This is a genomic window from Amycolatopsis sp. NPDC001319 (genome assembly GCF_042896185.1).
In the GTDB taxonomy this organism is placed as follows: Bacteria; Actinomycetota; Actinomycetes; order Mycobacteriales; family Pseudonocardiaceae; genus Amycolatopsis.
In genome coordinates this window covers 45,490-71,346 of sequence record NZ_JBIAWY010000014.1, presented here as the reverse complement: position 1 = coordinate 71,346, position 25,857 = coordinate 45,490, and the positions used below count along the sequence as shown (strand labels likewise).

General features: G+C 71.7%; 23 protein-coding genes and 1 pseudogene. 12 read left to right on the top strand and 12 right to left on the bottom strand.

What is annotated here, in order from left to right; all coding sequences use genetic code 11:
* Positions 1-31 precede the first annotated feature (31 nt).
* A complete protein-coding gene (locus ACFY1H_RS39710) occupies positions 32-1,426 on the bottom strand; it encodes a LytTR family transcriptional regulator DNA-binding domain-containing protein (protein WP_386955281.1) in 1,395 nt (464 codons plus the stop codon).
* 450 nt (positions 1,427-1,876) lie between these two features.
* Between ACFY1H_RS39710 and ACFY1H_RS39705 the strand changes: the two genes are divergently transcribed.
* The 7 genes from ACFY1H_RS39705 to ACFY1H_RS39675 all read left to right on the top strand — a co-directional run bounded on the left by ACFY1H_RS39705 (position 1,877) and on the right by ACFY1H_RS39675 (position 12,287).
* On the top strand, positions 1,877-2,251 hold the full coding sequence (locus ACFY1H_RS39705; RefSeq protein ID WP_386955279.1) for a hypothetical protein: 375 nt from the start codon (positions 1,877-1,879) through the stop codon (positions 2,249-2,251).
* A 508-nt stretch (positions 2,252-2,759) separates the two neighbouring features.
* A complete protein-coding gene (locus ACFY1H_RS39700) occupies positions 2,760-5,537 on the top strand; it encodes a Pls/PosA family non-ribosomal peptide synthetase (protein WP_386955503.1) in 2,778 nt (925 codons plus the stop codon).
* Positions 5,538-5,551: 14 nt separating this feature from the next.
* Complete coding sequence (locus tag ACFY1H_RS39695) at positions 5,552-8,797, top strand: amino acid adenylation domain-containing protein (RefSeq protein ID WP_366581673.1); 3,246 nt, start codon at positions 5,552-5,554, stop codon at positions 8,795-8,797.
* Between the two features lie 22 nt (positions 8,798-8,819).
* Positions 8,820-9,824: a TauD/TfdA family dioxygenase gene (locus ACFY1H_RS39690; RefSeq protein ID WP_366581674.1), complete on the top strand. Its 1,005-nt coding sequence runs from the start codon at positions 8,820-8,822 to the stop codon at positions 9,822-9,824.
* Entirely contained in the window at positions 9,821-10,891 is a 1,071-nt protein-coding gene (gene sbnB, locus ACFY1H_RS39685) for a 2,3-diaminopropionate biosynthesis protein SbnB (RefSeq protein ID WP_386955277.1), read from the top strand. Before ACFY1H_RS39690 ends, sbnB begins: the two co-directional genes overlap by 4 nt.
* A gap of 24 nt (positions 10,892-10,915) precedes the next feature.
* Positions 10,916-11,902 (top strand): 2,3-diaminopropionate biosynthesis protein SbnA, encoded by a 987-nt coding sequence (gene sbnA, locus ACFY1H_RS39680; protein ID WP_366581676.1) that lies wholly within the window; start codon positions 10,916-10,918, stop codon positions 11,900-11,902.
* A 34-nt stretch (positions 11,903-11,936) separates the two neighbouring features.
* Positions 11,937-12,287: an extradiol dioxygenase gene (locus ACFY1H_RS39675; RefSeq protein WP_366581677.1), complete on the top strand. Its 351-nt coding sequence runs from the start codon at positions 11,937-11,939 to the stop codon at positions 12,285-12,287.
* Between the two features lie 20 nt (positions 12,288-12,307).
* On the opposite strand, the gene ACFY1H_RS39670 is transcribed toward ACFY1H_RS39675, so the two are convergent.
* The 3 genes from ACFY1H_RS39670 to ACFY1H_RS39660 form a co-directional block, all read right to left on the bottom strand.
* Entirely contained in the window at positions 12,308-12,844 is a 537-nt protein-coding gene (locus tag ACFY1H_RS39670; RefSeq protein ID WP_366581678.1) for an XRE family transcriptional regulator, read from the bottom strand.
* 88 nt (positions 12,845-12,932) lie between these two features.
* A complete protein-coding gene (locus ACFY1H_RS39665; RefSeq protein ID WP_366581679.1) occupies positions 12,933-14,438 on the bottom strand; it encodes a sodium:solute symporter family protein in 1,506 nt (501 codons plus the stop codon).
* A gap of 9 nt (positions 14,439-14,447) precedes the next feature.
* Positions 14,448-14,675, bottom strand: coding sequence for a DUF3311 domain-containing protein (locus ACFY1H_RS39660; protein ID WP_366581680.1), 228 nt, complete (start codon positions 14,673-14,675; stop codon positions 14,448-14,450).
* A gap of 164 nt (positions 14,676-14,839) precedes the next feature.
* Between ACFY1H_RS39660 and ACFY1H_RS39655 the strand changes: the two genes are divergently transcribed.
* Together ACFY1H_RS39655 and ACFY1H_RS39650 are read left to right on the top strand one after the other, a co-directional pair.
* On the top strand, positions 14,840-15,976 hold the full coding sequence (locus ACFY1H_RS39655; RefSeq protein WP_366581681.1) for an aminotransferase class V-fold PLP-dependent enzyme: 1,137 nt from the start codon (positions 14,840-14,842) through the stop codon (positions 15,974-15,976).
* Positions 15,973-17,226 carry an amidohydrolase family protein gene (locus tag ACFY1H_RS39650; RefSeq protein ID WP_386955273.1) on the top strand — a complete coding sequence of 418 codons (1,254 nt, stop codon included), beginning with the start codon at positions 15,973-15,975 and terminating at the stop codon, positions 17,224-17,226. Before ACFY1H_RS39655 ends, ACFY1H_RS39650 begins: the two co-directional genes overlap by 4 nt.
* 55 nt (positions 17,227-17,281) lie before the next feature.
* Here the strand turns inward: ACFY1H_RS39650 and ACFY1H_RS39645 are convergent, their stop codons facing one another.
* The 5 genes from ACFY1H_RS39645 to ACFY1H_RS39625 are packed head-to-tail and all read right to left on the bottom strand — an operon-like array spanning position 17,282 to position 21,423.
* The gene (locus ACFY1H_RS39645) at positions 17,282-19,282 is read right to left on the bottom strand and encodes a hypothetical protein (protein ID WP_386955271.1); all 2,001 of its coding nucleotides are present in this window, start codon (positions 19,280-19,282) and stop codon (positions 17,282-17,284) included.
* Positions 19,191-20,306, bottom strand: a complete 1,116-nt coding sequence (locus ACFY1H_RS39640) for a hypothetical protein (RefSeq protein WP_386955269.1) — start codon at positions 20,304-20,306, stop codon at positions 19,191-19,193. Before ACFY1H_RS39640 ends, ACFY1H_RS39645 begins: the two co-directional genes overlap by 92 nt.
* A gap of 49 nt (positions 20,307-20,355) precedes the next feature.
* Positions 20,356-20,613 (bottom strand): cyanase, encoded by a 258-nt coding sequence (gene cynS / locus ACFY1H_RS39635; protein WP_386955267.1) that lies wholly within the window; start codon positions 20,611-20,613, stop codon positions 20,356-20,358.
* Complete coding sequence (locus tag ACFY1H_RS39630) at positions 20,610-20,825, bottom strand: hypothetical protein (RefSeq protein WP_386955265.1); 216 nt, start codon at positions 20,823-20,825, stop codon at positions 20,610-20,612. Before ACFY1H_RS39630 ends, cynS begins: the two co-directional genes overlap by 4 nt.
* A gap of 28 nt (positions 20,826-20,853) precedes the next feature.
* Entirely contained in the window at positions 20,854-21,423 is a 570-nt protein-coding gene (locus ACFY1H_RS39625) for a carbonic anhydrase (RefSeq protein WP_366581686.1), read from the bottom strand.
* 108 nt (positions 21,424-21,531) lie between these two features.
* On the opposite strand from ACFY1H_RS39625, the gene cynR reads away from it, so the two are divergent.
* Both cynR and ACFY1H_RS39615 read left to right on the top strand, forming a co-directional pair.
* A complete protein-coding gene (gene cynR / locus ACFY1H_RS39620) occupies positions 21,532-22,398 on the top strand; it encodes a transcriptional regulator CynR (protein WP_366581687.1) in 867 nt (288 codons plus the stop codon).
* Between the two features lie 143 nt (positions 22,399-22,541).
* Positions 22,542-22,763, top strand: a complete 222-nt coding sequence (locus tag ACFY1H_RS39615) for a DUF2180 family protein (protein WP_366581688.1) — start codon at positions 22,542-22,544, stop codon at positions 22,761-22,763.
* A 57-nt stretch (positions 22,764-22,820) separates the two neighbouring features.
* Here ACFY1H_RS39615 and ACFY1H_RS39610 read toward each other — a convergent pair whose 3' ends face one another.
* From ACFY1H_RS39610 to ACFY1H_RS39600, 3 genes and pseudogenes are all read right to left on the bottom strand, one after another.
* The gene (locus tag ACFY1H_RS39610) at positions 22,821-23,654 is read right to left on the bottom strand and encodes a spermidine synthase (RefSeq protein WP_386955262.1); all 834 of its coding nucleotides are present in this window, start codon (positions 23,652-23,654) and stop codon (positions 22,821-22,823) included.
* Entirely contained in the window at positions 23,651-24,043 is a 393-nt protein-coding gene (speD, locus tag ACFY1H_RS39605; protein WP_386955501.1) for an adenosylmethionine decarboxylase, read from the bottom strand. Before speD ends, ACFY1H_RS39610 begins: the two co-directional genes overlap by 4 nt.
* A gap of 60 nt (positions 24,044-24,103) precedes the next feature.
* Positions 24,104-25,093, bottom strand: a pseudogene (locus ACFY1H_RS39600) (type III PLP-dependent enzyme); the annotation flags it as partial.
* A 246-nt stretch (positions 25,094-25,339) separates the two neighbouring features.
* Between ACFY1H_RS39600 and ACFY1H_RS39595 the strand changes: the two are divergent.
* Complete coding sequence (locus ACFY1H_RS39595) at positions 25,340-25,846, top strand: DUF6630 family protein (RefSeq protein WP_386955260.1); 507 nt, start codon at positions 25,340-25,342, stop codon at positions 25,844-25,846.
* The last annotated feature ends 11 nt before the right edge of the window (positions 25,847-25,857 follow it).

Genomic DNA, 25,857 nt, shown 5'->3' with positions numbered 1-25,857 from the left:
GGTGGATCCTTCCGGGTGGTGCGGGTGGTGCTCAGAGGTCCAGCGCGCGGCGCACGGCCGGAGCGTTGCGACGGGAGACCGGCACCATCTCGTTCGCGCGGTCGTCCATGACGAGCCGCAGCTCGCCCTTGTGGCCGCGCTCGATCTCGCGGATGCGGCTGAGGTTGACCACGTACCGGCGGTGTACCCGCAGGAAGCCGGCCTCGGCCAGTTCGGTGTCGAGCTTGTCCAGGCTCGGCGAAGCGGCTCGCAACCGGCCCTGCGCGGTGGACAGCCACACGTCGTTGCCCTCCGATTCGGCGAAGGAGACTTCCGGCAGGTGCAGCAGCACCATCCGGCTGTCCCGCATCCCGACCACCCGGCGCGGCCGCACGCGCGGGCGCGTGCCCGCGTCCGCCGGGGGCAGCGGCACTCCGTCGGAGACCCCGAACGAAACCAGGTGCCCGATCAGCCGAGCGGAGGAGAACACGGGCCGGATGCTGATCGCGGCCGGCTCGTCGGAGAGGTGGGTGAAGATCTGCGTCGAGCCGACCCAGTCCGGGTTGTGTGCCGCCTGCTTGGTGGCGTGCCGGGCGGCGGCGATCAGTTCCGGGAGCCCGGGGTTCCAGCGCAGCGTGGAGTCGATCGCCGGGGTCGAGGCCGGGACGCCCATGAGCACGCTCGCCGTGTCGTCCGCGATCACGGCCTTGCCCGCGGTGTCGACCGCGGCGAGCGGCGTGCCGGAGCGGGCGCTGGCCTGGGTGTAGGCCGCGACCAGCTCGGCGCCGCTGTCGCGGGCGCGCCGCTTCAGCGCGCTCTGGGTCTGGGCGACCGCGTTCGCCAGCCACCCGCCGGCGCTCGGAGGGAGCTGGCTGCGCCAGCACGAGAGGTTCAGGCCCCCGATCGGCTCGCCGGTCACCACGTCGCGCACCGCGATGCCCGCGCCGACCCAGTTGTGGAACGCCTGGCACCAGTGCTCCGCGCCGCTGATCAGCACCGGGCCGTGCGCCTCCAGCGCCGTGCCCATGCCGTTCGTGCCCGCCGCGCATTCGGACCAGCAGAACCAGGGCGCGAGGTTGAGGTCGGCGGCTCGGGCGAGCGTGCCGGGGTCGCCCCAGTCGCCGAGAATCCGCCCGGCCGCGTCGGTGACACTGACGACGCCGGGCATGCTCCCCATCTCGTGGGCCACGGAGGCGGCACGGAAACCCAGCTCGGCGAAGACGGCATCGTGTTCGGGGTTGTGCCCGCGTTCGGCGACGGCGACCGGGGCCTCGGTCAGGTGCGGATCGACGCGGTACCGCTCCCGGCACCGGTGCCAGGAGATCGCCACCACCGGCCGGACGCCGGGGACCTGGTCCTCGCCCTGCACGAACCGCTCCCACGCCGCGAACACGGCGCCGCCGGCGGGACCCGCCGCCTTCGGATCGAACCGATGCGCATCGTTCATCGTGCGGAACCACCTCCGGTCCATCACCGACGTCCGACGGCAAGCGCTCGGCCCGTACCGGTTCCCGTTCGTCCGGGCCCTGGTCTTGCCGGCAGCGGATCGGCCACTGCCCCGCGCGTCCGTGGCGTCGTCACTCGTTCCAGGTTGTGTCACCGACCGGTACCGCCAGTCTAGGGACGGTTGCCGGGCCGCGCACGTCCCGTGACCGGGGGCGGGAAGGGGAATGTGGTTGCGGTGCGGCGAAAAATCCTTTCGACTGTCCGGTGGAGTTCGTGACGAGTTCGCGGGTGGGCCGGAATTCCTGGATGGTGCACATCCTGGATTTGACGGATCTAGGTTTTGCCGGTCGAAGTCACTGCTTCCGCGGGGAACCGGTCCGCCGGGCCGGTGAGGAAGTGGACCAGGTGCCGGCACCGGCGGCGGGCTGGAAGAGCGAGGAGCCGCACGTCGATGGTCGACGCCGAGCTGGTGTTCCGGGAGCTGGGACCGGCCGACGATCCGCGGGTGACCGACGACCTGCTGCTGCCGCCGCCCGCGTTGTCCGACGAACTGTTCGAGGAACTGGTGACCGAAGCACATGTGCAGGGGCTGCGCTACCTGATCGCCTCCACGCCGTCCGGACGGCCGCCGGTCGGGTACCGCACACTCGTGGCCAGCCGGGGCCGTGTCCTGTTCGTCGACGACCTGGTCACCGACGAGGCCACGCGGTCGCGGGGCGCCGGCCGGACCGGTGCAGCCGGAAAGCCGGTGTCCACGGCGGACACAACGGGTTCCGCGGGCGCCCGGGCGGCCCGCGGGATCACATTCGTGCAACGCCGCGAATAGGGCGGTTCCGGTGGGTTGGAGTATTTCGTCCCCCGTTTCTTCCTTGCGCAGACTCGCCGGTGACGGACAGTAAAGATCAAATTCGCGTTGGTGAATGATCAAACCGGCGTCGCCGCTTGAAAAACAAATCCGGAATCAATGTAACGGCCCGGTCGGGAAACGCTTCCCGGCCGCGTCGGTCGTGATCTTGCACCCGACGCGACGGACCCGGCACGGTCTGCAAACCCCCTGGTGGATCAAAAAGATTGTCCGCGGGTCCGCTCGCCCGGCCCGGATGCCGCCGAAATTATCCACTACCTCGGAAGACGTTGTCGGGAGAACTCCGGACCGGGCGACGTAATGTGCTCGTAAGGACTGTTTCGGGGTCGACGGCACGCGGGTGGGGATTACAGTGGGTGGCGAACGGACCCGAGACGACGCCGGTACGTCCGGCCGGTCGGGGACGTGGAGGCGGGAGAAAACAGGTGGGAAGAACCAAGCCCGGCGCCTGGGGAAATCTGACGAATTCCTGACGGGGGACTGGGCAGAATCTCGACGGGGGAGTGGCCGGCACGCCATCACCCCCGATCGCACCGAGCGCGTCTACACCGAGGTGCTCGCGGACGTGGCCAAGGTCGACCAGGTGTCGGCCGAGAGCCACTTCTTCGACGACCTCGGTGCGAACTCGCTGGTGATGGCGCACTTCTGTGCGCGGGTCCGCAAGCGTGCGGACGTGCCGTCGGCGTCGATGAAAGACGTCTACGCCAACCCGACCGCGCGCAGTCTGGCGACCGCGCTGCACGACGACGAGCCCGCCGAGGCGGAGCCGGAGGGCGAAGAACAGACTGAAGCGCAAAGCCGAGAACTCGCCGAGCCGCCGGCCGCCGACCGCCCCCGCGCCGGTGCGGTCGCGTACGTCCTCTGCGGACTGCTCCAGTTCGTGACTTTCCTGGGTTATTCCTATCTCGCCGCGCTCCTGGTGGTACGCGGTGCTTCGTGGGTCTACGGCTCGGCGAACCTGCTGGAGGTCTACCTGCGGCTCGTGCTGTTCGGCGGGGCGAGCCTGATCGGCCTGTGCCTGCTGCCGGTGGTGGCGAAGTGGGTGCTCGTCGGCCGGTGGAAGCCGCGGCGCATTCGCGTGTGGACGCTCGACTACTTCCGATTCTGGCTCGTCAAGACGCTGGTGCAGCGGAATCTGGTGGCGCTGCTGTTCCTGGGCTCGCCGCTGTACGTGCTGTATCTGAAGGCGCTGGGCGCGAAGATCGGCCGGGGTGTCGCGATCTTCTCGCGCAACGTGCCCGTGTGCACCGACCTGCTCACGATCGGCGCGGGCTCGGTGATCCGGAAGGACTCCTTCTTCACCGGCTACCGGGCCGAAGCCGGTGTGCTCCAGACCGGTTCGGTGACGCTGGGCAAGGACGTGTTCGTGGGTGAGCTGTCGGTGCTCGACATCGGCACCTCGATGGGCGACGGCTCCCAGCTGGGGCACGTGTCGTCGCTGCACCCCGGCCAGGCGGTGCCGGCCGGCGAGCGCTGGCACGGGTCGCCGGCGCTGCGGGCGGAGGCGGACTACCGCGGGGTCGGGCCCGCCCGCTGCGGCCGCGTGCGCCGGTTCTCCTACGGCGTCTCGCAGCTGCTGACCACGCTGCTCGTGTACCTCCCGCTGGCGGTCGGCGGCGCGGACCTGCTCATCGACAAGGTCCCGCAGCTCACCCCGATGCTCGGCGCCCCCGCGATCTCCTTCGGGAGCTGGGCGTTCTACGGCAGCGCGCTGGCGATCACCTTCGTGATCTTCTTCGGCTTCTCGCTGCTCGGGCTGTTGTTCGTCGCCGTCGTGCCGCGCGTGCTCAGCCTCGCGCTCAAACCGGACAAGGTCTACCGGATGTACACCCTGCGCTACTCGATCCTGCGGGCGATCCGGCTGATCACCAACCTCAAGTTCTTCATGACCGTCTTCGGCGACAGCTCCGCGATCGTGCACTACCTGCGCTATCTCGGTTACCGGATGCCTGATGTCGAGCAGACCGGCTCGAACTTCGGCACGGCGATCAAGCACGAGACGCCGTTCCAGAGCTCCGTCGGCGGCGGCACGATGGTCGCGGACGGGCTGTCGATCGTGAACGCCGACTACTCGAGTTCGTCGTTCAAGGTGTCCCGCGCGGCGATCGGCGCGCACAACTTCCTCGGCAACGTGATCGTCTACCCCGCGCAGGGCCGGACGGGGGAGAACTGCCTGCTCGCGACCAAGGTCCTCGTGCCGGTCGACGGCCCCGTCCGCGAGAACGTCGGGCTGCTTGGCTCGCCGAGCTTCGAGATCCCGCGCACGGTGGCCCGTGACCACCAGTTCGACCACCTGCGCACGGGCGAGGAGTTCCGCCGCCGGCTGGCCGCGAAGAACCGCCACAACGCCGTCACCGCCGTGATGTTCTTCCTGGTGCGCTGGTTCTACTTCTTCGCGGTCACGCTCCTCGGCTGGGCCTCGGCGGAGCTCTACCCGCGCTTCGGGGTTTCGGCGGTGGCGCTGGCCTCGGTCGCCGCGCTGCTGTTCAGCTCCCTGTACTTCACGCTGGTGGAACGCGCGTCCATCGTCGTCCACCCGCTGCGGCCGCTGTACTGCTCGATCTACGACCGCCGGTTCTGGCGCCACGAGCGGTTCTGGAAGGCGGCGGCGTCCACAGTGCACGTCCAGGCCCTCAACGGCACGCCGTTCAAGAACCTGGCCTGGCGGCTGCTCGGCGTCAAGGTGGGGAAGCGCGTGTTCGACGACGGCGCGGCGATGCCGGAGAAGACGCTCGTGACGTTCGGCGACGAGGTCACCCTCAACGTCGGCTCGCACGTGCAATGCCATTCCCAGGAGGACGGTGCCTTCAAGGCCGACCGCATCCTCGTCGGTTCGCGCAGCACCGTCGGGGTCGGCGCGTGGGTCCACTACGGAGCGACCATGGGCGAGGGATCGGTGCTCGCGGCCGACTCCTTCCTGATGAAGGGCGAGGACGTCCCGCCGCACACCCGCTGGGAAGGCAACCCGGCCCGGGAGATCGGGTCCGGTCGGGAAACCGACGGCCGGGTCGCGGCCGGCCGGCACCGGCGACGGGAAGGCCACAACGGCAAGTCGATCGAGCACCTCGCCGGCACCAACGGCAAGTCGATCGAGCACCTCGCCGGCACCAACGGCAAGTCGATCGAGCACCTCGCCGGTACCAACGGCAAGCGGCGCCCGAGCCCACGGCGCCGCGTCCCGGACGGACACAACGGAAAAGCGATCATCGCCGACGGAACGTGGCGGCCGAGCCCGTGGCCACGGTGAGCGGAGGGGAACACATGGGAGAGCCACTGCCCAGAGCGGATTTCCGGTTCTGGCGCGACGTGCTCGTGGCCGGCGGGGCCACGACGGTGCCGCGCTGGACCTCGGGTTCGGATACCGGCGCGGGGACGACGACCGTGCGGCTGCCCGGCCCGGTGGCGGCCGGAGTGCGCCGGCTGGCTCGGGAGCTGGGGATTCCGGGCAGCGCGGTGCTGCTCGCCGCGCACGCCAGGGTGCTCGCGGCGCTGACCGGTGAACGCGAGGTCGTGACCGGCTACGCGGTGCGGGCCGGCGCGCCGGTGCCGTGCCGCCTGACGACGGAGCCGGAGACGTGGCGGGAACTGGTGACGGAGACGTACCGGGCCGAGTCACAGCTGCTTGAGCACGGGTATTTCCCGGTGGACGAGCTGCGGCGCGACTTGGGGGTGCCCGGCCCGGTCACGGAGACCGTGTTCGACCCCTCCGGCGACGGTGAGCTCACGGGGACGACGGTGCTGCGCGTCGGCTTCGCGAACCGGGGAAGGCGTCTCGACGTGCGTTACCGCGCCGACGTGCTAGACGCGGCCGCGGCGGCGCGGATCGCCGGGTACCACGTCGCCGCGCTCGCACGCCTGGTGGCGGCCCCGGACACCGAGCACGCGCCGCAGAGCCTGCTCGCCCCGGACGAGCTGCGGTTCCAGCTCGACGGGCTCGCCGGCCCGCGGCGGCCGCTGCCCGACCGGCGGGCGCACGAGCTGTTCGAGCACCGGGTGCGGGAGCACCCGGACGCGCTCGCGGCCGTGCACGGCGAGCAGTCGTGGACCTACCGCGAGCTCAACGAGCGGGCCAACCGGCTGGCGCGGGCACTGCTCGCGCGGGGGCTGCGCCGGGAGAGCGTGGTGGCCGTGGTGACCGAGCGGAACCTCGGCTGGCTCACCGCCGTGCTGGCCGTGTTCAAGGCCGGGGGCGTGTACCTGCCGGTCGAACCACACTTCCCGCCCGAGCGGATCGCGAAGACGCTGCGGCGGGCCGGCTGCGAACTGGTGCTCACCGAACGCGGCAGCAGCGACACGCTGGACCACGCGCTGGAGCTGCTGTCCGGCGCGGTGCGGATGGACGTCGAGGCGGCCTGCGCCGAGCACCGGTCCGCCACCGACCTCGGGATCGACGTGACGCCGCGCCAGCTCGCCTACATCTACTTCACCTCGGGCTCGACCGGTGAGCCCAAGGGCGCGATGTGCGAGCACGCGGGGATGCTGAACCACCTGCACGCCAAGATCGACGACCTGGGGATCACCGAGGGCCAGGTCGTGGCGCAGACCGCGCCCCAGTGCTTCGACATCTCGTTGTGGCAGTTGCTGGCGCCGCTGGTGGTCGGCGGGCGGACGCTGATCGTCGAGCAGGAGGTGATCCTCGACGCCGAGCGGTTCGTCGAGCGGATCGCGCGGGGCCGGGTCGCGGTGGCGCAGGTCGTTCCGTCGTACCTCGAAGCCGTCCTGTCCTTTGTGGAGAGTCATCCGCGCCCGCTGCCGGACCTGCGGTGCGTGTCGGTGACCGGCGAGGCACTGAAGAAGGAGCTGGTGCAGCGCTGGTTCGCGGCGTACCCGGACGTCCGGCTGGTCAACGCCTACGGCCTCACCGAGACCTCGGACGACACCAACCACGAGGTCATGGACCGGCCGCCGGAAGGCCGCGTCCCGCTCGGGCGGCCGGTGAACAACGTGCACGTCTACGTCGTCGACGAGCACCTGCAGCCGGTGCCGCTGGGCGCGCCCGGCGAGATCGTGTTCTCCGGCGTGTGCGTGGGCCGCGGGTACGTGAACGACCTCGCCCGCACCCGCGCGGCGTTCCTGCCCGATCCGCACCGGGTCGGCGAACGGCTCTACCGCAGCGGGGACCGTGGCCGCTGGCTGCCCGGGGGCCGGCTGGAGTTCCTGGGCCGTCGCGACAGCCAGGTGAAGATCTCCGGCTTCCGGATCGAGATCGGCGAGGTCGAGAACGCGCTGCTGCGCGTGCCCGGGGTCGGCGACGGCGCCGTGGTGGTCGCCGAGCGCGACGGCCAGGGCAAGCACCTGGTCGCGTTCTACTCCGCCGCCGAGGCGCTGTCCGACGAGACGCTGCACGCTCGGTTGAGCAGTTCGTTGCCCGCCTACATGGTCCCGTCGGCGTTCCACTGGCGCGAGCAGCTTCCCTTGACCGCCAACGGAAAGATCGACAAGAAGGCGCTGACCGCGTTGGCCGCGGAACTCGAAGGCGCCGACGAAGTCCACGACGCTCCGGCGACCCCCGCCGAGCAACGGCTCGCGGCCGCGTGGGCCGGTGTGCTCGGGCTCGCGCCGGAGAAGATCGGCCGGCGGGACCACTTCTTCGACCGGGGCGGCACGTCGCTCTCGGCGGTGAAGCTGGCCGTCGCACTGGACCGTGCGCTGTCGCTCGCCGAGATCACCCGGCACCCGGTGCTGGCCGACCAGGCCGCGCTCCTCGACGACCAGGCCGGCGACGAGGCCGGCGGGCTGCTGCAGCCGCTCACCGAGCCGGCCGCGGCGCCCGACGCCGTGCTCGTCTGCTTCCCGCACGCCGGCGGCAACTCGGTGAACTTCCGGCCGCTGGCGTCGGCGCTGCGGGGGAGCGGCCTCGCGGTGTACGCCGTGGAGCTACCCGGGCACGACCTGGCCGCCGACCGCGAGGCGTTCGCGCCGATGGTGCGGGTGGTCGACCAGGTCGTCGCGGAAATCGAGCACCTCGCCCCGAAACGTGTGGTGTTGTGGGGCCACTCCTCGGGCGCCGCGTTCGCCTTCGAGACGGCCCGGCGGCTCGCCGGGCGCGGGGTGGACGTGCGGCGGTTGTTCGTGGGCGCGCAGCTGCTCGGCGACGCCGACGAACGGCGGGCCTCGATCAGCGAGCTGGGCCGGCTGAGCGACGCCGCGATCGCCGCGGAGCTGGCCGCGGACAGCGGCGACCCCGCGCTCGGCGCGCTCGACGCGCAGCGGGCCGAGCAGGTCGGCGCGGCGTTCCGGCACGACTGCGTGTCCGCGCACAGCTACCTCGCCTCCGCGCTGGCGAACCCGCCGGCGGCGAAGCTGGCCACCCCGGTCACCGTCGTCGCCGCGGACGACGACCCGATCACCGTGGACTTCCGCGATCGCCACGGCGAATGGCGGCTGCTGGCCGAGCACGTCGACGTGCGGGCGATTGCCGGCGGCGGCCACTACTTCCCGCGCACCAACCCGGCCGAGACCGCGCGGATCGTGCTGCGCGCCGTCGAACCGGTACCCGTCACGTGACTTCGAGCCGAAAGGACAAGAGATGATTTCCTCAACGTCGGCATCGCTCGCCGAAGTGCAGCTGAGCCCGGGCGGGGTTCCACTGCTGCCGGCCGAACCGGGTGCCGGTGCTCCGGACTGGGCGAGCGAGCACCGCGACACGCTGCGCGCGGCTGTCGCCGAGCACGGCTGCGTGCTCGTGCGCGGCCTCGGGCTGAGCGGACCCGCCGACGTCGCCGTCGTGTTCGAGCGGCTCGCCGGCGGCCGCATGAAGGATCGCGAGGCCTTCGCGGCGCGCGAGGTCTACTCGGCCGGGGTGTACTCGTCGTCGGCGTGGCCGTCGAACCAGCCGATGTGCATGCACCACGAGCTCAGCTACCGGCTCGAGTTCCCCGGCCTGCTGCTGTTCGCCTGCCTCGGCGCGCCCACCGAAGGCGGCGCCACGGCGGTCTCCGACTCGCCGACCGTGCTCGACGCGCTGCCCGCGGACCTCGTCCGCCGGTTCGAGCAGGAAGGCTGGCTGCTCACCCGCAGCTACAACGACGAGATCGGCGCGACCGTCGCCGAGTCGTTCGGCACCGACGACCGGGCGGAAGTCGAGGACTACTGCCGTGGCAACGCGATCGAGTTCGAATGGCAGCCCGACGGCGGGTTGCGGACCCGGCAGCGGCGCAGCGCGATCGTGCCCCACCCGGTCACCGGCCGGCGCTGCTGGTTCAACCAGGTCGCGTTCCTCAACGAGTGGACCATGGATCCCGAGATCCGCGAGTACCTGGTCGACGTCTACGGCGCCGACGCGCTGCCGTTCAACACGAGCTTCGGGGGCGGCGACCCGATCGGCGAGGACGTGGTGGCGCTGCTCAACCAGGTCTACGAGGCCAACACCGTGCGCGAGCCGTGGCAGGCCGGGGACCTGATGCTGGTGGACAACATCCGGACCGCGCACAGCCGGGAGCCGTTCGAGGGTCCCCGCGAGGTCCTCGTGGGGCTGGCCGAGCCGGTGCGGCTGGCCGACCTCGGGCCGAGTGCCGAAGCGGGTGCGAGATGACGGCGATCCGACCCACCCCGGCCCGCGCCGAAGCCGGCGGGCCGGCCGCGGTGCCCCCGTTCGCCGTGATCGGCGGCGGCCAGGTGCGGCAAACGCTCGCGGGGCGCGAGCGAGAGATCGTGGACCTGGTCGAGGCCACCTACCGGCTGCACAGCTCGGGCGGCACGGTGAACCCGCCGTCGTACTTCCTGCGCTTCCCCGACCGCCCGGCGTCCCGGATCATCGCGCTGCCGGCCTCGATCGGCGGACAGGTGCGAGTGGACGGTCTGAAGTGGATCTCGAGCTTCCCCGAGAACGTCGCTTCCGGCATTCCGCGCGCATCCGCGGTGCTGATCCTCAACGACCACGACACCGGATACCCGTTCGCGTGCCTGGAAAGTTCCATCATCAGCGCCACGCGGACCGCCGCGCTGGCCGCGTGCGCCGCGGAGGCGCTCAGCCGGGGGCGGCCGCGGCCGACCCGGGTCGGGTTCGTCGGGACGGGGCTCATCGCGCGCTACGTGCACACCTTCCTGGCCGGGACCGGCTGGGAGTTCGCCGAGATCGGTGTGCACGACCTGTCGGCCGAGAGCGGCGCGGGGTTCCGCGGGTACCTCGAGCGGTCGGGTTCCGGCGGGCGGATCACGGTGCACGAGTCGGCGGAGTCGCTGATCCGCGCGAGCGACCTGGTCGTGTTCGCCACCGTGGCGGGCCGGCCGCACGTGTCCGAGCGGTCGTGGTTCGACCACGATCCGGTGGTGCTGCACGTTTCCCTGCGTGATCTCGCGCCGGAGCTCCTGCTGAGCACGGCCAACTTCGTCGACGACGTCGAGCACTGCCTCAAGGCCGGTACTTCGCCGCACCTGGCCGAGCAGCTCACGGGCGGGCGCGAGTTCCTCGACGGCACGCTGGACGACGTGCTGGCCGGCCGCGTCTCCGTGCCGGTCGACCGGCCCGTGGTGTTCTCGCCGTTCGGGCTCGGGGTCCTCGACCTCGCGGTGGGCAAGTACGTCTACGACGAGGTGGTCCGGGCCGGCGAGCTGACCGTCATCCCGGATTTCTTCCACGAACTGCGCCGGTACGGCTGACGAGCCACCAGGGAGGGGGTCATCGTGACCGTGATATCCGATCCCACGGACTTCAACGAGGAAGAGCTCTACGTCGACCTCGAGTCGATCTTCGGGCACTCGTTGTTCCTCAAGTGCGAGGGGTTCAACTTCGCCGGGTCGATCAAGCTCAAGGCCGCGACCGAGATGGTCGAGGCCGCGGAGTGGCAGGGACTCCTGACGCGGGACTCGATCCTCGTCGAGTCGTCGTCGGGCAACCTCGGCGTGGCGCTCAGCATGGTCGCCGCCAGCAAGGGCTACCGGTTCCTCTGCGTCACCGACTCGCGCTGCAACCTGGCCAGCCGGCGCCTGATGGAGGCGCTGGGCAGCCGCGTGCACATCATCGCGGAGCCCGCCGCCGACGGTGGTTTCCTGGGGGCGCGGCTCGCGCTGGTGCGGGAGCTGTGTGCCACCGACGAGCGGTACGTGTGGCTCAACCAGTACGCCAACCCGGGCAACTGGAAGGCGCACTACCGGACCACCGCGCCGGAGATCGCCCGCCAGTTCCCGAAACTCGACGTGCTGTTCGTCGGCGCGGGCACCACGGGCACGCTGATGGGCTGCGCGCGGTTCTTCCGCGAGTGGCCCCGGCCGGTCCACATCGTCGCGGTGGACAGCGCCGGCTCCGTGACGTTCGGGGGCGCGCCGGGCCGCCGGATGATCCCCGGCCTCGGCACCAGCGTCCGGCCGGCGCTGCTCGACGAGTCCTATGTGGACGAGGTGATCGCCGTCGAGGAGGCCGACACCATCCGCAGCTGCCACCGCCTGGCCCGCAGGGGGTTCCTCTTCGGCGGCTCCACGGGCACGGTCGTCAGCGGCGCCATGCGCTGGCTCCCCGAACACGAGGGGCACGGGCTCACGGCCGTCGCCATCGCGCCGGACCTCGGCGAGCGCTACCTCGACACGATCTACCAGACGAACTGGCTCCAGGACCTCTACGGCGACGACGTGCTCGCCGACGACGAGGTGACCGCGGGTTTCCTGCGGGAATGAGCCTTCGCGGGGTGGGGTGTGCGACAGTGACCGCATGCCCATCAGCGGAGCCCACGTGATCGTCTCCAGCCACGACGCCGACGCGGACCGCGCCTTCCTCCGCGACGTCCTCGGCTTCCCCCACGTCGACGCCGGCGGTGGCTGGCTGATCTTCAAGCTCCCGCCCGCCGAGCTCGCCGTCCACCCCACCGACGGCCCGCCGTCCCACGAGCTGTACCTCATGTGCGACGACCTGGACGCGACGCTGGCCGACCTGGCCGCCGCCGGCGTCGCGTGCGCACCGGTCGAAGAAGAACGGTGGGGGCGGTTGAGCGGCTTCCGGCTCCCGGGCGGCAGTCAGGTGGGGATCTACGAACCGCACCACCCGCGCGCCACGGACCTCTAGGCCCGGCCGCGAGCCCGTCGTCAGTAGCTCGGCGGCGTCACACTCACCATGAACCGGGCGCTCGTCCGCCCGTCATTGCGGAAGCGGTGGGGGATGTTCGAGTCGAAGTGGCAGCTGTCGCCCGTCTTCAGTTCGTGCACCTGGTCCCCGACCTCGACCGTCAGGCGGCCGGTGAGCACGACGACGCACTCCTCCGACGGGTGCGAGCGCAGGGTGTCCGCCGAGACCGCGCCCGGCTCCAGCCGGCCTTCGAGCACCTCGAGCTTGGCGCCGCCGGGGGAGACGCGGGTGTAGGTGATCGCGTGGTGCGGCGAGGAGATGCGGTAGCGGTTCTCGCGCCGGATGACGGCGACGGTGTCGTGCTCGCCGTCCTGGAAGAGACTGAACAGGGGCACCTCGAGGACCTCGGCGATCCGCCGCATGGTCTCCAGGCTCGGGTCGGTGACGCCGCGTTCGACCTGGCTGATCAGCCCGGTGGACACCGAGGCCCGGTCCGCCAGCTCGCGGACGGTCAGGCCCCGGAGGGTGCGGAACTCACGGATCCGGGTCATGGTCATCCGGCCATTATCGTCGGTCGCCCGGCCGGGCCGCGGTGTGTCCGGCCCCGGGCGCGCGCCCGGGGCCGGAAGGTGTCCGGAGCCGCCATCAACGCAGCGCGGCCTCACCGACGGGCTGCCGGTCCTCGGCCGGCGCACTGCTGCCGGTCCCGGTGTCGACCGCCGCCGCGGCGGGCGCTCGCGTGACCAGGCTGACCAGCACCGTGACGACGACGTTGACCACCAGGGCGGGCAGGCCGATGACCGTGCCCGGCGGCACCGTGTGCGCGAAGAGCGCCCCCAGCTGCGGAACGCCGACGATCAGCCCGCCGCACACCGCCCCCGCGGCCAGCCCGACGGCCGTGACGCGCCGCCACAGCATGGACAGGAACAGCGCCGGAGCCAGCTGCCCGACGGCGCTGTACACGTTGGTCATGATGGTCAGCAGCTTCGAACTGCTCTGGGCCACGAGCAGCACCACGATCGCGGTGAAGACCACCACGCCGGCCCGGGAGATCGTGAGCGAACCGGCCAGCTTCTTCGAGACGCCGCCCACCACGTTGCGCGTGAACAGGCTGCTGGCGGTCAGCACCAGCACCGCGGTCGGCACCAGCGCGACGAGAATCCCCGCGCCGCCGAGCAGCCCGATCACCCAGCTCGGGAACTTGTCGTGGACGAAGATCAGCAGCGACGCGTTGGCCTGCTTGTCGGGCAGGTTCGGCAGGGCCAGCACGGCGGCCAGCGCGATGAGCACGATCAGCACGTAGAACAGCGAGTACAGCGGCTGGATCACCTGGTTGCGCCGGATCGTCGCCACGTCCTTGGCGGTGTAGGACACCTGGAACATGTGCGGCAGCGCGAACGAGCCGAGCGGCGTGATCAGCAGGAAGCTCATCCACCACCACGTGTTCGTCGCCGCGGTGCCCTTGATACCGGGCAGCGTCGCCGCGTGCGGCTGGGTGTCCTTGAGGGTGTCGAACACCCCGAGCGGCCCGCTCGCCCCGGCCGCGCTCGCCGCGCCGACCGCGATCACCAGCAGCACGGCGATGAGCAGCACGTCCTTGACCACGGCGGTGAACGCCGCGCCGCGCATCCCGCCGACGAGCACGAACGCGGCCACGAGCACGCCGCCGGCGACGACGTAGGCCAGCGACGGCAGGCTGTCGCCGAACAGGCTGCCCAGGATGAGGCTGAGGCCGGTCAGCTGCACCTGTGCGTAGAGCAGCAGCGAGACGATGCCGAACACCGCGATCAGCCCGCCGAACCACGGCGCGGAGAACCGGGTCGTGAAGTAGTCGCCCATGGTGACCAGGCCGTGCTGCTTGCCCGCGCGCCAGATCCGCGGCACCACCCAGTAGCCGACGGCCGCGGTGAGCACCATGGTGCCCAGCACGTAGTAGCCGGGCGCGCCGTTGCTGAACACGCTCTGGGACGCGCCCAGCAGCGCGAAGGTCGTGAACGTCTCGCCGACCATCAGGAACCAGAACAGCCAGGTGCCGAAGCGCCGGCTCCCGACCGACCACTCCTGCAGGTTCATCTTCCGGCCGCGGGCCGCGGCGACCGTGCCCCACGCGATCGAGCCGACCGCGATCACCAACGCCAGGATCAGGGCCATCGCGCGCTCCTAGAACCGGTCCAGATCGCCGTTGCGGCGATCGATGACGTAGACGGCGCCGATGGCGGCGGACCCGGCGAGGACGCCGAGGGTCATCCACGCCAGCAGGAAGGGGATCGAGCCGAACAGGTAGCCGACGCGGTTGGCCAGCGGGATGGCGGCGATGCACCAGACGAACGGGATCAGCAGCAGTAACCAGTGCCACCGGCGGCGGGCCGGGTGCTTGGGTTCGGACATGGGCGCTCCTGAGGGGACACGGCGAGGTGTTCAGCTGTGATGAATTCGCATCAGTGTGGGTGATGGCCCCTGCTCCGTCAACCGGCATCCCGGGTATTGCGCAGCCAGGCTTTCGCATGTTCACTGTGACTGACCAAGACCATCAGCGTGCACGGAGGTGACTCGTGGACCCGCAGCGGTTCCGAGAGCAGTTCCCCAGTCTCGTCGACACGACGCACCTCGCGTCGTGCAGCCAGGGCGCCATCGCCACCCGGGTGACCGCCGCGCTGGCCGAGTTCGCGTACCTGCTGCGCGACCAGGGAGCGCCGTGGGGACCGTGGATGTCCGAAGTGGAGCGTCTGCGGGCGTCGATCGCGGCCTTCCTCGGCGCGAGCGCGGACGAGATCGCTTTGGTGCCTTCGGCTTCGCACGCCGCGTACCAGGCCGTCGGCGCGTTGCGGTTCGCCGACGAGGACGTCGTCGTGTCGATGTCGGCCGAGTTCCCCAGCGTCGGCCAGGTGCTGCACGCGGGCCGGCCGGGCGAAGGGCAGATGCGCTGGGTCGACGACGCGGCGATGCGCGAGCTCGGTGTGGTCGAGGCCTACCGCGCGCAGATCGACGAGCGGACGCGGCTCGTGTCAGTTCCGTTGGCGCTCTACACCAACGGATCGCTGCAGCCGGTCAACGAGATCGCCAAGCTGGCCCGCGAGGTCGGCGCGCGGGTGCTCGTCGACGCGTACCAGGCGACGGGTGTCGTGCCGGTCGACGTCGCCGAGATCGACTGCGACTACCTGGTGACCGGCACGCTGAAGTACCTGCTCGGGCTGCCGGGCGTCGCCGCGCTGTACGCCCGCGCCGGCGTCGAGGACGAGCAGCGGCCGACGATGACCGGCTGGTTCGGCCGGACCGACCCGTTCGGCTTCGACCCGGTGGCGCTCGACGGCCCGGCCGCGGCGCGCCGTTTCGAGTCCGGCACTCCGGGCATTCCCGCGGTGTACGCGGCCCAGGCCGGGCTCCAGGTGCTGGCCGAGGTGGACCCGGTGACCCGCTGGCGGCACGTGGCGAGCCTCGTCGAGGAGGCCACCGCGCGGCTGGCCGACGCGGGCGAGGTGCTCAGCCGTCCGATGCCCGACGCCCGGCCGGGGCCGCAGGTCGCCGTCGTCGACGCCGATCCCGACGCGCTGGGCCGGTTCCTCGCCGAGCGGCGGATCGTCACGTCGCCGCGCGGGTCGATCCTGCGGGCCGCGTTCCACTACTACAACTCCAGCGAAGACGTCGAGAGGTTCTGCGCGGCGCTGGCGGAGTACCGGCGGTCGGCATGAGCGAGCGCTACACGGCCGCGCGCCTGCTGACCGGCTCGGCGGCACCGCTGATCGAGGACGCGGCGGTGTGCGTCGAGGACGGCCTGATCACCTACGCCGGCCCGCGCGCTTCAGCGCCGCGGGCCGACGACACCACCGACCTCGGCGACACGACGTTCATGCCGGGCCTGATCGACTGCCACGTGCACCTGGCCCTCGAACCCGCCGCCGGCGCCGTCAGCCTCGCCGGGCCGGACGACGAGGAAACCTTGCGCCACCGTATGATCGCCAATGCCCGGCGGTTGCTGGACGCCGGCGTCACCACCGCGCGTGATCTCGGCGCGCCCGGCACGCTCGGCACCGAGATCCGCGACCTCCTGCCGACCCTGCCCGAGGCGGCACCCCGGATCCTCGCCGCGAACGCGCCGATCACCGTGACCGGTGGCCACGCCGAGTCCATGGGCGGCGTCGCGGACGGCGTCGCCGAACTGCGCATGCGGGTGCAACGCCACGCCGAGGACGGCGTCGACCTGATCAAGGTCATGACCACCGGCGGGTTCATGACGCCGGGCAGTCACCCGTCGGAAGCGCGCTACACCACCGCGGAGCTCACCGCGCTGGTGACCGAGGCCCACGCGCTCGGCCTCCCGGTGACGACCCACGCCCTGGGCGTGGAGGGCATCGACCGCGCCGTGACGGCCGGCGTCGACTGCATCGAACACTGCGGCTGGGTCACCCGCACCGGCACGCGCTTCGACCCGGCCATCGCGGCCCGCATCGTCGCCGGCGGCATCGCCGTGAGCCCCACCATGAACTCCGCCTGCACCGCCGCGGAGTACCTCTGCCCCTGGGACGAACGCGACGCCGTGCTCGACAACCTGAGCCGGTTGGTGGCCCTCGGCGCGACCATCGTGGCCGGCACGGACGCCGGGATCCCCCTCGTCCACTTCGACCGCTACGCCGACGGCCTCGACCTGCTGGCGGAATCGGGCCTGCCACCCCGCGGCGTCCTGGCGAGCGCCACCGACGTCGCCGCCTCGGTCTGCGGCCTGTCCGCGGTGACCGGCCGGCTGGCTCCCGGCCTGAGCGCGGACCTCATCGCCGTGACCGGCGACCCGACCACCGACCTGTCGACCCTGCACCGGCCCCGCTTCGTCCTCGCCGCCGGCCGGCGGCACCACCCGCGCCCCGCCTGCGCGGACACGTCGGACGACCGTGAGCGGGAACGCCTGCGCCGCACCATGACGGAGGGGGCGGGCCGGTCTTCCTGAGGTTCCGGTTGCCGCCGTGATCACGGCCGCAGTGGCGAGGCCACCTGACCGGGCTTCAGGGTGCCCGGTTCCCCAGCGCCGCACGGCAGTCGCCCAGGAGGGTCTCGTCGGCCGAGATGATGAGCGCGTCCACGATGTCGAACGGTTCGGCGATCCGCGTCACCCCGCTTCGCCGCGTGGACGCCAGTTCGTTGCGCAGCAACGGTTCCGCTTCGCCCGCGAATCCGATTTCGCCGAGACACGCGGCGATCGCGGGCCGCTGGGCGACACTGGCCTCCCACAGGGCGGCGAACACCGGCAGAACCGGCTCGGGGTCCCCGGTGACTCGCCACCAGGCGTAAGCCGCGTGGTGGCGAGTCCACTCGGCCTCGTGGTCGAGCAACCGACGCAGTTGCGGTGCGTACGCGATCGCGGCCGGCCCCAGCGTCTTGCACGTGGACGCGCCGGCCGCGGCATCCTGGGCGCCGGGTTCCAGCTGGGGCCCGGACAGCCGCAGGGCGAGGTCGGCGTCGCCTTCGATCTGCCACAACGCCAGGGCTGCCGCCGGGTCACCGCGTTCGGCGAGAGTGCGCAGCATCGGTCCGGCCTCGGCGGCGGCCGGGCCGATCCGGCCGAGCGCCTTGACGACCGGGTAGCTCGCTTCGAGCCCCAGCAGTTCCGGTACCGCGGGCGCGGCAGCGGCTCCCATCGCGCCCACGGCGTCCAGCAACCGGTCGCGCCGGACGTCGTGTTCGAGCACGGGCAGGTCTCGCAACCTGCGGCGGATCGACGGCAGCAGCTCGGCGGCCGCCGGCCCGAACACCTCGAGGGAACTGCCCAGGTACGGCGGCATGTCCTCGTGGTCGAGCAGCCAGCCCAGCGCGGGCAGCACCCGGACGTCGCCGATCAGGGCAAGGGCGGTGATGACCTGGCTGGGCTCGGAATCGCGCGCACCCGGCCACAGCCGCAGCCACGCGGGCTCGCCGCCGGGCACGTAGCCCGTCACCTCGCGGGCCATCTCGGCGAGACAGGCGACGAGGTCATCTGCCGCGGGGGCGGCGAGCTCGCGCAGGAACCACAACGTGTTCGCGGCGGCTTCGATCAACCGGCGGTCCCGCAGCTGCTCGCCGGTCAGCGCGGCCAGTTCGCGGTAGTCCCCGCGCCAGCCCCGGGCCAGCGCGTGGACCGAGTGCAGCGCGTCGCCCCGCTGCACCCAGCGGGGTGCGCGCAGCTGGGCCGCCAGGAAGGCGACGCGTTCGCCGACGTGATCACCCATCACCCAGCTGGTTTCCGAGGTCAGGTCCGCCAGGTGCGGCGACGGCCGAAGGGCGAGTTCCGCGTTCCGGCGCTCGGCGAGCATGCCGCGCAACGTCCCGGGGACCGCCTCCGGCGGTGGGGGTGGCGGTTCCCCTTCGCCGTAGGCGGCGTCCAGCACTTCGGTCAGCCGTGCGACGAACCCCGCCGGTAGCGGTCCGGGCAGGCCGCCGGCCGCCGCGAGCGCGGCGATGCCCACGAGCGGCGACGGGTCGGTTCCCGCCGCGGACAAGGCTTCGCCGATCGACTCGGCGTCCGGTTCGGAAACGTGCCCGGCGCGCACGGCGCCGGCCAGCGCCCGCGCCAACGCGGCTCGGACTTCGGCATCCGGGTCGGCCGCCAGCCGCTGCACCAGCCCGGGTGCACTGCCCGCGTCGAGTGCCAGCACCTCAGCGACGGCGGCCCGGACGCGGGCGTCGGCGTCGGTGAGCAGGCCGCGCAGCCGCGGCGCCGCTGCGGCCAGCGTGCGCGCCGCCTCGGACGAGTGCTGGCTGCTACCGGCCGCCGCGCCCCGGCCGATGGCCGCCAGCAGCTCCAGGATCTCGCCGCGCGCCGACAGCCCCGGCGTGACCACGGCGTCCAGCAGGAAAGGCAGGGACGCGACCGTGCTGTCGTAAAGGGACTGCTGGTGGAACACCGCGCCCTCGAACTGGTCGAGTGCCACGCCGCGGTCACTTTCGTCGGCCGACACCATTCCCGCCAGCATGGCCGGCACGTCCGTCGCCGGTCCGTACGCGTGGGACAACCGGGCCCAGTCCACCATCAGCACTACCCCCTCTTGTGTGCTGCCAACGTAGCGAGACCGCCGGCAACCGTGCCGCCCGCACGCGTCGGACAGCCGGCTGGGTGCCGCGGATCGCGAGCGCGATCGACCGCACCGCGATCGACGCGATGAGCGCCGTCGTGACGGCGAGGACGGTCCACGTGGTGGCGCCGGCGGCGTGGGTGGCGGTGAGCCAGTGGATGCCGTAGGTGCCGCCGGCGGCGATGGTGAAGGTCAGGGCCCAGAAGCCGTGGGTGAAGGGCAGGCGGGTGTAGCGGGGGAGCAGGGTCAGCTGGGACAGGAAGAACAGGGCGAACACGCCGAGCAGCGCGTGTTCGAACAGGTCGGGGGCGCCGCCGTTGAGGGTGAACCACGCGTTGCCCGCGACGGCCGGCGGGGCGGCGAAGATCGCGTGGGTGGGGACGAGTGCGTCGGGCAGTGGTGGCCGGGACGCGAGGCGCGCGAGGATCGTCGCGCCGAGGAGGACCCACATCAGCATGCCGACGGCGAAGGCGGCGAGGGCGGCGTCGTGGAGGCCGACGGTGGCGAGGGACTGGCCGCCGATCAGCCCGGCGGCGACGGTGGGGAGCAGGTGGCCGGCGTGCTGGCTGTCGAGGTCGTGCCGGCCGGTCAGGGCTCTGGTCAGGTACAGCGCGCCGATCGTGGCGGCCGCGGCGACCATGACGAGCACCACGACTCGTCCGGCTTGCGGTGCGAACCGGGAAAGCTGGCTGCCGAGCAGCATTCCGGTGACGGGCACGAGCGCGGCGAAGGGACCGAGCACGGGGTGGGCGTGGTCGTCGAGCATCCGCCGCGCGGTTCCGGCGGCGAGGCCGTAGCGCAGCGCACTGCCCAGCCAGACCGCGGCCGCGACCAGCCACCAGGCGGTGGTGATCGCGGCCGTGGCGCCGGCGGTGACCGTCCAGGTCCCGGCCAGGCCCGACAGTCCGAAGGCGACGCCGAACAGGTTGAGGGGAAAGGGTTTCCGCAACCCGCCGAGCGGACCGGACATCGGTTTCCTCACCGGTCCTTCCTCGGGGCGACGAGGCCCGGGTTTGTCCACATCGGACGGATCAGAACGGCTTGGTCGGCAGGTACTTGCCGTTGAGCGTGATCACGGCCCGCTCGCCGCCCTCGGGGTCGGCTTCCTTGCGCACGTCGAGCTTGAAGTTGATCGCGCTGATGATGCCGTCGCCGAACTGCTCGTGCACCAGGGCTTTGAGGGTGGTGCCGTAGACCTGGATCATCTCGTAGAAGCGGTAGATCGTCGGGTCGGTGGGCACGCCCCCGGGGATCGAGCCGCGCGTGGGCACGGCCTGCAGCAGGGTCACGGCGTCGGCGTCGAGGTCCAGCAGCTCGGCGACCGCCCGGCCGACGGCTCGGGCAGGGGGTGCTGGCCGAGCACGGCCGCGGTGACGAACGCGACCGAAAGCCCGGCGGCGTCCGCGATCTGCTGCCAGGACAGGTCCTTGCGGGTCTTGGCCTCGACGGCGGCGATGGCGAGGACTTCGCGGGCGGTGGGGTCGATCTGGGTGTGCAGCACGGGACGGTTTTCCTTTCGTGGTGGGTTTTCAGGCCGCGTCGAGGACGTCGACGTGGCCGGTGGGGATGTCGAAGACCCAGCCGTGGAGGCCGAGCGTCCGCGTGGCGAGGCCGCGGGCGACCGAGGGGTGGGTGGCCAGGGTGGCCAGCTGGGCGAGCACGTTCTGGCGCACCAGTTCCGGGACGTTGCCCGGGGTTTTCACCCGGGCCCGGGAAGCGTCGGCCTGTTCGAGCCAGCCGGCGACGGCGGGGGTCGCCGAGAGGTCGTGGTTCTCGGCCAGAGCCGTCATGGCACCGCAGGCGCTGTGGCCGCAGACGATGACGTCGGTGACACCCAGGGCGGCGACGGCGTACTCGATGCTGGCGGTGACCGGGTCCGCGCCGGGGTGGTAGGCGGGGACCAGGTTGCCGGCGGTGCGGATCACGAACAGCTCACCGGGCTCGCTGCTCGTGATGAGCTCCGGCACGACCCGCGCGTCGGAACAGCCGATGAACAGCGTGTCCGGCTTGTGGTGGGTGGCCAGGTGCTCGAACAACTGGGCCTTGTGCGGGTAGACGTCCTGCTGAAAGTGCCGGACGCCTTCTGCCGTGTCCTGCATTCGGATCACCTCCGTGGTGGGCTTGGCTTTCACGATGCCTGACGAGCCCGTATAGGCGCCAAGTCGCAGATCGAATGATCCCTATTGCTGCCGCCTATAGTGGGGTTCATGGCACCGGAACTGCGGCACCTTCGCTACCTGCTCGCTGTCGTCGAGTGCGGCAGTTTCACCCGTGCCGCGGAGGAACTGCACGTCTCGCAACCGACGTTGTCGCAGCAGATCAAACAGCTCGAACGCGCGCTGGGCGTGCAGCTGCTGGACCGCACGGGCCGCGCGGTGCGGCCCACCGACGCCGGCGAGGCCTACGTGCGCCACGTCCGGGAAGCCCTGCGCGACCTGGCGTCCGGTGAACGCGCCGTGCACGACGTGCAGGACCTCTCCCGCGGCCACCTGCGCCTGGCGACGACGCCGACGTTCACCACCTACCTCGTCGGCCCGCTGGCAGCCGAACTGCGCACCCGCCACCCGGGCGTGACCCTCACGATCGAGGAGCGCGCGCAGGACGAGATCGAGGCCCGCCTGCTCGCCGACGACCTCGACGCCGGCATCGGGTTCGGTGACAGCGCCAGCGCCACGCCGGGCATCAGTGCCACGGCGCTGTTCGAGGAGACGCTGAGCCTCGTCCGCGGCCGCGCGGCCGCTTCGCTCGAAGATCCGGAACTCGCGCTGCTCACCCGCGACTTCGTCACCCGCACCCACATCGACGCGTACTTCGCGCGGCACGGCGTCAACCCCCGGATCACCGTGGAAGCCCACTCGATCCAGGCACTGCTGGAAATCGTGCGGCGCAGCCCCGTCGCGACCGTCCTGCCCGACGTCCTGGCCCACGACCACCCCGACCTCACGACGATCCCGCTCGACCCCGGCTTTCCCCCGCGCACGGTCGTCCTGCTCCGCCGCGCCGGCGCCTACGAGAGCGCCGCGATGGGCGCGTTCCTCCGCCTGTTGCCCGACGTCGTCGCGAATCTGCTGTGACGGAGGACAACTCGCCTTTTCTTGACTGAATCAAATTCAGCCGCGAGGCTGAAGGCACCTCACCACGGAAGTGAACCTCCGCCCCGGCACCCCGATGCCGGCCGGGTGACCCCGTGGCACCACTCTGGACAGGAGAACCTGCTGTGATCTGTATCGACTGCACCGAAACCGACACGACCACCCCGGCGATCGGCTGCTGCGTCCACTGTGGAGGCGCCACGTGCAAGTCGCACGCCGTGGTGCAGGAGTTCGAGGCCGCGGCGCCCGGCGTACTGGTCGCCAAACGCGCCCGGCGCGCCGTGATGTGCGCGCGATGCGGTGCTCCGCAGGTGGTTGCTTCGAAACGGAAGCTCGCCCAGGTCTGATCCGGACCTTCGGACTCGCCCGGCGCCTCCTTGCGCGAGCGGGGGAGCACCAGCCGATCAGCGGCGGAGACCGAGCGGTGGCACCGTAGCTCCGCGCAGGGTGAGCTCGTCGATCGTCTGCGGGCGGTACGGCAGGGTCGGCCAGCGGCGCACCATGGTGTCCACCGGCTTGTCGAGTCGGGTGCCGAAGAGGAATGCCCACTCGTGTTCGTCCGAGCCGAAGTACACCGGTGCGGCGAACGTCTCCGTGAACCGCCGCCAGCACTTCACCAGGGTCGAGTTGCGCCACAGCGTCGGGCAGCCGCCCTGGTACGCGACGACCCCGCCGGGCGTGAGCAGGTTCCGGCACAGGCGCAGGAAATCGGTGCCGTACAAGCGGTTGTGCTGTGCGTCGGTGCCGTCCTGTTCGTCGGGCAGGTCGACCACCACGATGTCGTACTTCGCGGTGGCGGTGCGGACGAACTCCCAGCCGTCGGCGTAGTGCACGCGGATCGGGCCGTCGCCGCGCTCGGCGGTGGACAGTTCCTCAGCCGAGTAGCCGTAGGGCAGGTGCTCCGCGCACAGCCGCACCGCCTGGGCGTCGATGTCCACGTGGTCGACGACCGACGCGCCCGCCCGCACCGCGAGCTGACACACCACGCCTTCGCTGGACCCGACGACCAGCACGCGGTTCACCTCGGCGGCCAGCAGCAGCGCGGGCACGAGCAGGGCCTCGTGATAGACGAGCTGGCTCAGCTCGGTGCTCTGCCGCTCGTCGTCGCAGAACAGCGAGATGCCCTGGGCGGTCTTGCCGATCACCAGGTGCTGGTAGTCGGTGCGGGTGTCGACGAGCACGTCCGAGACCTGCCAGACCCGCGTCAGGCCGGCGCCGACCGGTTCCGTGATGTTCACCGGGTGTCCTGTCCTCTGTGGATGGTGCTGGTCCGGGCCGCCGTAGCGCCGAGCATGTCCTGCAGCAGCTGCACGGCCCGTTCGGGGTCCGCGCGGCGCCCGCACGTGAACACGTCGACGAACACCGACCCGCGCTCGGGGTAGGAGTGGATCGACGCGTGCGACTCCGACAGCAGCGCGACCACGGTCACGCCCTGCGGGGCGAAGCGCGTGGACGTCACCTCGCGCACGGTCGCGCCCGCCTTGCGCAGCGCGCGTTCCAAGCTCTCGCACAGGAACTCGACGTCGTCGAGCAGCGCGGCCGCCACTCCGGAGAACTCCGCGAGCACGTGCCGGCCGGCGAACTCGCCGATCTCGTCCGGTTCTCCGCCGACGAAGTACGTCTTCAACGGCGGGAACCCGTTGAACGACACCGAAGAGTAGCTCTGCGTGTACGCACCCGCGCTCAGGATGTCGACGTGGTCCCCGGCCGCCAACCCGAGCGGCAGGCGGTACGGAGTGCGGAGGTAGAGCACGTCGTCGCCGTCGCACGTGGGGCCGGCGACGACGACCGGGCCGTCGGGAGTTCCGTCGTGCGCGGTCTCCAGGCGGTAGGCGATGGCCTCGTTCTCGGTCTCGGCCAGCCCGCCGTACCGGCCGATGTCCAGGTACACCCAGCGCTTCTCGTCGGCCGCGGACTTGCGCGACACCAGCACGACCTCGCTGCGGATCAGCCCGGCGTCGGCCACCACCGCCCGCCCGGGCTCGAACGCGAGGTCCGGCGCCACGGGGAAGTGCCGTGCGATCGACGCGCGGATGGCCGCCGCGTAGTCGGCGAGCGGCGGGGGAGTGGCGGTGTACCGGCCCGGCAGCCCGCCGCCGATGTTCAAGCCGCGCAACGCGATGCCACGCGCCGCCACCTCGCGGGTGACCCTCGCGGCGGTGGCGATCCCGGCGTCCCACGCCCGCGGGTCGAGGTGCTGGGAGCCGACGTGGAACGCGACGCCTTCCGGGTCCAGCCCGAGGGCGGCCGCGCGCGTGAGCAGGTCTGCCGCCATCTCCGGCGCACAGCCGAACTTCCGGCCGAACGGCGTCTGCGAGCCCGAGCTGTCCACGAGCACGCGGCACGACACCGTCGACCCGGGCGCGTGCTCGGCCAGGTTGCCGAGGTCTTCGGCGCTGTCGAAGGTGAACCGGCGAACCCCGGCCCGGAACGCGAACGCGATGTCCCGCGCCTTCTTCACGGTGTTGCCGTACGAGATCAGCTCGGGCCGGGCGCCCTGCGCGAGGCAGAGCTCGATCTCCTCGCGGCCGGCGACGTCGAACCCCGCGCCGGCCCGGACGAGCAACCGCACGACCTCCGGCGCCGGGTTCGCCTTCACCGCGTAGTACATCCGCGCTTCGGGCAGCGCCTCGCGCAGCCGGTCGTGGTTGTCCCGCACCGCGTCGAGGTCGATCACGAGGCAGGGCGTCGGGGGTCTCCGGTCGTCCAGGAACGCCCGAGCTCGTTCCGGCGCCGGCGGTCGGACGTCGATCACAGGCGCCGAGTATAGGGGTGTTTCCGCTGGTGCCGGGCCGGATTCGGCGGGTCTCACACGTGCCGTCGCCGTGCCCTGCGCGGCCGACACCCCGGGCGAGGCGACGCCCGGCCACGCCGGGGTGCGATCATCCTGGCGTTGAACCACCCGGCCCCGCGGAGGACGTCGATGACCACCCCGATCCGTGCCGCCCTCGCCGAGGTCGCCACCCTGCTGGCACCGAACGCCCCGCAGGTGGCCGAGCGAGCGCTGGCCGCCCACGACGACCCCGACACCTACGTCCGGGACCACGCCGAGCGCCTCGACGAGCGCGGCATCGACGAACCGTTCGAGCTCCTGCCGTGGATCGCCCTGGTCGACGCCCTCACCGACCACGGCCTGCTCGCCGAGGTCGACTGGAAGGAAGCCCCCGACGAGATCGCCGGGCGGCTGCTCGCCCTGCGCTCCGCGCCGGCGGCCGACGAGCTCTGGAAGGCCCTCGCCGAGCTCGACCTGCCCACCTACGAATTCCTCGAAGCGGCCGGAAAGCAGCTCCTCACCACCGGCACGGCCCTCGCGGTCCTCGACATCGAGTCGGACTGCTACCCCCTCGTCCTCCTGCCGGCCACCCACGCCGCCGGCCTCGGCACGCTCGCGGCCGAGGCCGGCTTCACCGCCGCGGTGTACGGGCGCTAGCCGACCGGGCA

Coding starts and splice junctions, on each gene's coding strand:
- ACFY1H_RS39710 (WP_386955281.1), bottom strand. CDS start 1,426: ATGAACGATGCGCATCGGTTCGATCCGAAGGCGGCGGGTCCCGCCGGC.
- ACFY1H_RS39705 (WP_386955279.1), top strand. CDS start 1,877: ATGGTCGACGCCGAGCTGGTGTTCCGGGAGCTGGGACCGGCCGACGAT.
- ACFY1H_RS39695 (WP_366581673.1), top strand. CDS start 5,552: ATGGGAGAGCCACTGCCCAGAGCGGATTTCCGGTTCTGGCGCGACGTG.
- ACFY1H_RS39690 (WP_366581674.1), top strand. CDS start 8,820: ATGATTTCCTCAACGTCGGCATCGCTCGCCGAAGTGCAGCTGAGCCCG.
- sbnB (WP_386955277.1), top strand. CDS start 9,821: ATGACGGCGATCCGACCCACCCCGGCCCGCGCCGAAGCCGGCGGGCCG.
- ACFY1H_RS39675 (WP_366581677.1), top strand. CDS start 11,937: ATGCCCATCAGCGGAGCCCACGTGATCGTCTCCAGCCACGACGCCGAC.
- ACFY1H_RS39670 (WP_366581678.1), bottom strand. CDS start 12,844: ATGACCATGACCCGGATCCGTGAGTTCCGCACCCTCCGGGGCCTGACC.
- ACFY1H_RS39665 (WP_366581679.1), bottom strand. CDS start 14,438: ATGGCCCTGATCCTGGCGTTGGTGATCGCGGTCGGCTCGATCGCGTGG.
- ACFY1H_RS39660 (WP_366581680.1), bottom strand. CDS start 14,675: ATGTCCGAACCCAAGCACCCGGCCCGCCGCCGGTGGCACTGGTTACTG.
- ACFY1H_RS39650 (WP_386955273.1), top strand. CDS start 15,973: ATGAGCGAGCGCTACACGGCCGCGCGCCTGCTGACCGGCTCGGCGGCA.
- ACFY1H_RS39645 (WP_386955271.1), bottom strand. CDS start 19,282: ATGGTGGACTGGGCCCGGTTGTCCCACGCGTACGGACCGGCGACGGAC.
- ACFY1H_RS39625 (WP_366581686.1), bottom strand. CDS start 21,423: ATGCAGGACACGGCAGAAGGCGTCCGGCACTTTCAGCAGGACGTCTAC.
- cynR (WP_366581687.1), top strand. CDS start 21,532: ATGGCACCGGAACTGCGGCACCTTCGCTACCTGCTCGCTGTCGTCGAG.
- ACFY1H_RS39595 (WP_386955260.1), top strand. CDS start 25,340: ATGACCACCCCGATCCGTGCCGCCCTCGCCGAGGTCGCCACCCTGCTG.